Origin of the sequence: Anaeromusa sp. (assembly GCF_028691475.1) — a bacterium.
In the GTDB taxonomy this organism is placed as follows: domain Bacteria; phylum Bacillota; class Negativicutes; order Anaeromusales; family Anaeromusaceae; genus Anaeromusa.
On record NZ_JAQUZF010000125.1, the window covers coordinates 1 to 6,664 of the forward strand.

The 6,664-nt window shown below is 51.1% G+C and carries 7 protein-coding genes and 1 riboswitch; of the genes, 5 read left to right on the forward strand and 2 right to left on the reverse strand.

What is annotated here, in order from left to right:
• The 3 genes from PHF27_RS12460 to PHF27_RS12470 all read left to right on the forward strand — a co-directional run.
• Positions 1-254 (forward strand): hypothetical protein (locus PHF27_RS12460; RefSeq protein ID WP_300070607.1); only part of this gene is annotated, 254 nt, incomplete at its 5' end.
• A gap of 65 nt (positions 255-319) precedes the next feature.
• Entirely contained in the window at positions 320-973 is a 654-nt protein-coding gene (locus PHF27_RS12465; protein ID WP_300070610.1) for a cyclase family protein, read from the forward strand.
• A 303-nt stretch (positions 974-1,276) separates the two neighbouring features.
• Positions 1,277-2,602, forward strand: a complete 1,326-nt coding sequence (locus PHF27_RS12470; RefSeq protein ID WP_300070613.1) for an MATE family efflux transporter — start codon at positions 1,277-1,279, stop codon at positions 2,600-2,602.
• A 201-nt stretch (positions 2,603-2,803) separates the two neighbouring features.
• Here PHF27_RS12470 and ribB read toward each other — a convergent pair whose 3' ends face one another.
• A complete protein-coding gene (gene ribB / locus PHF27_RS12475) occupies positions 2,804-3,445 on the reverse strand; it encodes a 3,4-dihydroxy-2-butanone-4-phosphate synthase (RefSeq protein WP_300070616.1) in 642 nt (213 codons plus the stop codon).
• Between the two features lie 126 nt (positions 3,446-3,571).
• A riboswitch (FMN riboswitch) is annotated at positions 3,572-3,722 on the reverse strand.
• A gap of 111 nt (positions 3,723-3,833) precedes the next feature.
• Between ribB and PHF27_RS12480 the strand changes: the two genes are divergently transcribed.
• The gene (locus PHF27_RS12480) at positions 3,834-4,367 is read left to right on the forward strand and encodes a DUF4337 domain-containing protein (protein ID WP_300070619.1); all 534 of its coding nucleotides are present in this window, start codon (positions 3,834-3,836) and stop codon (positions 4,365-4,367) included.
• Between the two features lie 65 nt (positions 4,368-4,432).
• Positions 4,433-5,437 carry a hypothetical protein gene (locus PHF27_RS12485; RefSeq protein ID WP_300070622.1) on the forward strand — a complete coding sequence of 335 codons (1,005 nt, stop codon included), beginning with the start codon at positions 4,433-4,435 and terminating at the stop codon, positions 5,435-5,437.
• A 347-nt stretch (positions 5,438-5,784) separates the two neighbouring features.
• Here the strand turns inward: PHF27_RS12485 and PHF27_RS12490 are convergent, their stop codons facing one another.
• Complete coding sequence (locus PHF27_RS12490) at positions 5,785-6,216, reverse strand: OmpH family outer membrane protein (protein ID WP_300070625.1); 432 nt, start codon at positions 6,214-6,216, stop codon at positions 5,785-5,787.
• Positions 6,217-6,664 lie beyond the last annotated feature (448 nt).

The following is a 6,664-nucleotide window of genomic DNA, read 5'->3' on the forward strand; positions in this document are numbered from 1 at the left end:
GTGACGACAGGGATAACACCGTTTTCCTCCAAGATGCCCAACGTAGGTTTACCGTTTTGGTAGAAGCTGACAAGTTTCATGGAACTATACCCCCTCTTTTTAAAAAGCCGCAAACAATGGTTCAGGGAGACGGTTCTCCTGAACCATTTACGGAGTTTTTTCTTACAGTACTTCCTGTATACGATTATAGCATGAAGAGTCAGACAAAAAGAATGGCTATTTGCAGTGCGTTAGCTTGTCGCTCATTAAAATAACTTGACGAAGCGGGAGGCAAGGAGCAAATTAGTAAGTGAGAGACAAGGAAGGAGGCGGGAAAATTATGCGAGTTATCGATCTGTCCCAGCCGTTGCATGAAAGCATGCCAGTGTATCCGGGGACGCCGGCGCCGGATTTTTCAACGGTGGCCACCGTAGCCGCCAATGGCTATCAGGTGAAGAAAATCGCAATGAATACCCATGTAGGCACCCACATGGATGCGCCTGCGCACATGCTGGCAGACGGAAAAACCCTGGATGCGTTGCCCTTAGAGCGATTTGTGGGCCGGGCAGCGGTATTGGATGTGAGAAATTGCGCCGGCGGTGTAATCGGCTTAGGGGAGCTGCAAGGGCAAAAGGAATTGTTGGCACAAGTTGACTTTGTTTTATTTTGGACAGGCTGGAGTCGCTATTGGGGGCAGGAACAGTATCTGCAGCAGTATCCGCTTTTAACGGCGGCAGCGGCGGCTTGGCTGGGTAAGTGCCAATTAAAAGGGGTGGGGATTGATGCCATTTCTTTTGATGCTATCGATAGCAAAGATTTTGCGATTCATCAGCTGCTATTGGCGCAGGAGCTGGTGCTGATTGAGAATTTGACCCGTCTAGAGGAAGTGCAGAGCGGTGGGGACTTTTTTGCCATGCCTTTACCGCTGCGCGAAGCGGATGGTTCGCCAGTGCGGGCCTTTGCTTCGCAAGCAGATCATGCAGACTTGCTTTAAAGCGCCAGAAGATAAACGGAAGGCAGCAGCAGCGGCCTTCCTCTCTTGTTTATACCATGAATTATAAGTTTTTACGGCTGAAAAACTAGGGTTATCAAGGGCTGGGAGTTTCTGTTTAAACGGCCGCCGCAGCCTCAGTCGTTTCCTCACTTTACTCTATCTACTCTTGTTAAATGCCGTAAACCCGCAGTCGAACCCTCCGATTCTCGCCGCGACTCTTGTTCAAGCTTACTGTTCCTTTGACAGGGAGAGGCTTCTTTGCTACGATAGTCTGACACCTGAAAGAAGACTAAGGAGAATGTTGTGAGGACGCAATCGTTATTTAAATTGGCTTGGCCTATTTTTATTGAGCAAGCGCTCATTATTATGGTGGGAGTCGTAAATGTATATATCCTCAGCCGTTACGATAGTTCGGCGGCTGCGGCGGTGGAAGGCTGCACCCAGGTGCTATGGAATGTATTCTTGGTCTTTGCCGTTATTTCGCTCGGAACCTCGGTGCTGGTAGCCCAAAATGTTGGTGCCGGAAATCGCGAACGCATTGATAAGACGGCGGCTGTATCGCTGCTGTTCAGCTTGGGACTGGGACTATCCGCCAGCGTTGGGCTGACTCTTTTTGGAGAAGAGTTACTGCTCTTTCTGGGCTTATCAGAAGGACTGTTAGCGCATGCCAAAACCTATTTACTGTTAGTGGGCGGTTTTGTTTTTCTAGACGCCCTGTTGTTTTCCAGCGATGCAATTCTGAAGGGTTTTGGGCGCACCAGGCAATGCTTGGCGGTGACGGCGACGATGAATGTCCTCAATCTTTGCGGCTCAGCGGTGTTGGGCTTAGGATTGTTTGGTTGTCCGCCTTTAGGCGTTCTTGGGGTAGCCCTGGCGGCTGTCGGCAGCAAGGCGGTGGCGGTCGCGTTGGTGCAAGGGTATTTATTTACCCGCCTCTTGAAACCTGCGATTTTCCGCCATTTGCTTACTTTTCCATTTTTGGAGATGCGTCAGGTGTTGAAAATAGGTTTTCCCGCAGCGATGGAAAGCATGTCCTACACCTTGAGCCAGACGGTGCTGATGGCGCTGATTTTGTCGTATTTAGGTTCGGAAGCCTATGTAGCGCGTACCTATGCTTGGTCGGTCATCAAAATGGCCTTTCTTTTTTCCTTGGCTATCGGCCAGGCCAATGTCATTATGATCGGCCAGTTGGTGGGCGCCGGGCGTTTTGACGAGGCGGCGCGCGTAGGCATGCGTAATTTTCGCATTGCTTTCGGTGCGGCCTGGGTGCTCGGCTTGGGATTGTTTGTGGGGCGTACGGAGTTGATGCGCATCTTTACGGCGGAAGAGGCGATTATCTCCTTGGGAGCGCTGGTGTTTATGATCGATGCGTTTTTAGAGCCAGGCCGGACTTTTAATATTGTACTTATTTCCGGCTTGCGCGGCGCCGGGGACGTGCAATTCCCGGTGGTGATGGCTGTTTTATCCATGTGGAGCGTGAACATTGGCTTGGGCTATTATTTAGGCGTTGTTTTGGGCTATGGACTGCCGGGTATCTGGGCGGCCATGCTTGTGGACGAATGGATTCGCGGTCTGGCTATGCTCTGGCGCTGGCGCAGCGGCGCCTGGCGGAGCAAAGCCTTGGTGTAAAAAAAGTTAGAGAAGCGAAGAATAAACAAGAGAACCAGAGTGACCAGAGGGTACGCAAGAGGATTCTGGAATCGAAAAAGCCATCGGCGCAATATGCAGTGCCGATGGCTTTTTTGCAAGTAGAATTATAAAGTGGAAATCGTACCCCTCAGTTGTACCCTCCCGCGACTCTCGTGACTCTTGTTAGGTGACTTCTATTTCTCAGTCGAACTGCAGGCGGTAAGCGATGATATCGTCGACCGTCACAACCGGCATGGCGTGTTTTTGGGCAAAAGCGGCGATTTCCGGCAGACGGGCCATAGTACCGTCAGGATTAGTGAGTTCGCAGAGAACGCCGGCTGGTGCTAAGCCTGCAAGGCGCATGAGATCCACGTTGGCTTCGGTGTGACCGGGGCGATCTAAAACGCCGTTTTTTCGGGCGCGCAGCGGAAACATATGTCCGGGCATGCGCAGATCGGCGGCGGAAGCGTCAGCGGCAACAGCGGCTTTGACGGTGGCGACACGGTCTGCTGCGGATACGCCGGTAGTCACGCCTTGAGCGGCTTCAATGGAAATGGTGAAGGGGGTCTGGAAACTGCTGGTGTTGTTTGCAACCATCATCGGCAGGCCTAACTGGGCGGTTTTTTCTTCGGTGAGACACAGGCAGACAATGCCGCTTCCTTCGCGAATGAGCAAGGCCATTTGCTGTGGTGTCAAGCTTTGGGCGGCAAAAAAAATATCGCCCTCGTTTTCCCGGTCCTCATTATCGGTGACCAGGACGCCTTGTCCTTGACGCAAGGCGGCGAGCGCGTTTTCCACCCGTTCTGCGGGTGTGCCAAAAGAGTGAAGTAAAGATTGATTCATAGTAATACTCCTCCTTAATGCTAAGTCGGACTTACCAGAATCAGGGCAAGAAAGAGACAGTAAAAGCAACGCAGTAAAACAAGCCGGACGAAAAAGCGCCGGAACTTGCCAATGCGTTAGCAACTGCCTTATCCTCTTCTATCCGGACTATAACCGTCGGCACTGGCTTGATACCAGTTCTGCTGACCTTCTTGCTTTAGGCAAAAAGCGCTCGCGGGCTCCCCGGCTGTGCCGGGATACCGCCGATGGGGAATTTCACCCCGCCCTGAGAATAAGTTCGCTTGCTTTTAGTATACTCTTTTGGGAGCGGGTGTCAACTCGCAAAAGCAGGCAGGAGTTTGCGGCGTACAGAGGGAATATAGGAGAACTACTAATTTGGGAGGCTATTATGGCAGACAGGCAGAATGAGAAAAAAACGTGGAAAGATCACCTGACAACGGTCATCGCGGTTACGACACTGCTTTTGGCGGCGTGCGCCACGATTGCTTCGTTTAAGGCGGCTGGATATGGAAATCGCATGGTGCTGGCGCAAAATCGCGCTTCGGATCAATGGGCGTACTATCAGGCAAAAAGCATCAAGGAAACGCAGTATCAAGTGCAGCGAGACTCCATGGCGGCGTTGATGCCCCCGGAAGTGCGTACAGAAGCGGTTGTTAAGCAAATAGCAGTCTATGAAGAGGAAATCAAACGGTACAAAAAAGAAAAAAATGAAATTATCCAAGATGCGCAGAAACTGGAAGCGGAGCGAGACGCTGCCAGCCAGTATAATACAATGTTCGGCCAGGCGTTGATGTTTTTGCAGGTGGGCATTTTGCTGTCGTCCTTGTCGGCGATCAGTAAAAACTATGGCTACTGGAGTGTGGGCGTTGTTGTGGGGTCCATTGGCATCGGGTTCTTTTTTTATGCTTGGCTGGTACTGTAGCAGATTGACTCAGGGGGACTGGTTCAGCAGAACCGTCCCCCTGAACCAGAAGAAAGGTGGTTGGGATGAAGTTTTTGAAGGAACAATGCTCTTTAGCCGTTGCGGCGTTAGCCTGCGCGGCCTTATGGACCGGCTGGCCTTCTGCTGCGTTGGCGCATAGCGAGAAGGGGCCTTGCCAAGATTGCATGTCGGCGGAAGAATTCAGACTGGCGGATGTGCGCCATTTTTTTCCGACCGCCCTGGGGCAGAGTTGGAACTATATTGGGTATGGACAAGAGTTTGCCGGTTTTACGCGGACGGTGACGCAAGTCAAGGATGGGCGGGTGCAAGTAGCGGACAATAATGGCGGGGCGCAGGTGGCAAGAGTCTTTTCCGTGACGGAAGAGGCTGTAGTGCAGCAAGTAGTGCTGAGTGAAAGTGAACCTGCGGGAGACTTGCTTGCCGCTAAGCCTAATCAAGAGCTACTGCTTCTTAAGGGACCGCTGCAGCAAGGCGCAACCTGGGAAGACGGTGCTTGGAGCTATCGCCTGCTTAGTGTTACTAAGACGGTGTGGGTGCCGGCGGGATTATTTTCCGGCGTCGTGGAGGTGCAGGCGCGCTCCTTGACTAGGCCCAACGAGGTGATGGTAGCCTGTTATGCGCCGGAAGTAGGATTGGTACGACGGGATTATTACAGCGGCGACGGGACGCAAATCAGTGCGCAGCTGCAAAGTATGAGTGTAGTCGGACAGAACGCGCTGCCGCAGGAGAAAATATCGCTGCCTGATTTTTTTAGTGGTGTCGTGAAGCAACAGGCATCGGAAGAGGCAGCCGCCGAAGTTCGTTTTGCTCGAATTCGCACGTTAAAAGATAAAGGGCATGAACACTATGCGGCTATTGTCGATATTTATCGCGCTCCTGCCGGTTTTAACGGCGATCCGCTGGCGATGCCGGAAAGCTGGAAAGCCGCTGGCTGGCAGGTGACGATAGAAGCTGCCTATCAGGCGCAGTTTCAGCGTAAAATAGAAGGCGGCCAAGTGAACTATTTGCTGGCGGAATGGCTGCCCGCGAAGGAAAACTATCCGAAATAATGAAGAACGAACAGGAGAACAGGAGTGACCGGAGGGTACGATGGAGGATTCGTTTAACAGAATCTCTAATAAAAAAGGCAGCAGGTTTTCGGCCTGCTGCCTTTTTCGGCGAGTTCCATTTGTAACTTTACCGTTAAGGAGCTGATAATTTAATGAACACTCCATCAAAACGAAACGGCGCTGGATGCGCCTAAGGTCGGTTGTGCTAGGATTGCACGACAACCGACGTCTTTCTTCTTTTAACGCGAAAGAAAACGCAGGCATAGCGGCGCTCTGCCGAGGCTTTCTGACAATGGCTGATGGAAAAAGAGCCGTTTTGATGTGAGATGTGAATAAATTAGCAGTTCCTATTTCTTTAGCTTTTGGAGTACATCCAAGGTGATATCCGTGCCCCCTAAAGCGACGCTGTTTTTGTAGATGACTAGAGAGAAGCCTTTTTCATCGGCGACGGCTTTCATGGCGACTTGAATGCTGTCGGCAATGGGCTTAAATAGCTCTTGGCGTTTTTGCGCCAGTTGCTTGCCAAGCTGTTGGTCCAGGGCTTGTTTGTCTTGGTCGCTCAACCCGGCGGATTTTGTAGTAAACTCTTGGCGCAGTTGTGTTTGCTCGGTTTGCAGGGCTGCGTTGGCTTGAGCTACATCGGGATGATTGTTGATTACATACATAATATCCACGACGCCGACTGGAAGTTCTGCGGCGGCTGCCGTCCCGGGAAGAGACAGGCAAAGGGCAAGAGCTAAGGCTGTAAAATAGGCTTTAAAACAAGCTGACCATTTCATAAATGTAGCCTTCTTTCTGTTTTTATTTTTAGCAAGACCACTAGGATGACTATTATACAAACTATACGGCTTAGAAATTGCTTATGTCAAGATTAATCCCAAGATTGAACAAGAGTCTCGGGAGTCACAGGAGGGTACGCAGGAGAAGAACAAGGCACGTGATTTTAAACAGGAGTAGAGTGAGTAAAGGGAGGGCTCGATAGAGGCGGTGGCGGTTATTTTGGTTCAGGGGGACGGTTCTCCTGAACCAAAAACGTGCATCCCGTAACCCTCCGTCTTATCCTCCGATTCTCATCGCGACTCTTGTTCAAATGCTCGTAATTCTGGTTCTATGTCAATGGTTGGGGTAAAAGCATAAAGTAATGTTGGCAGCGAGGATGCAAATTCTCGCTGCTATCTATTTTTAGTAACCGCAAGATAGAGGATGCGGTTACGCATTCGCTCAAAA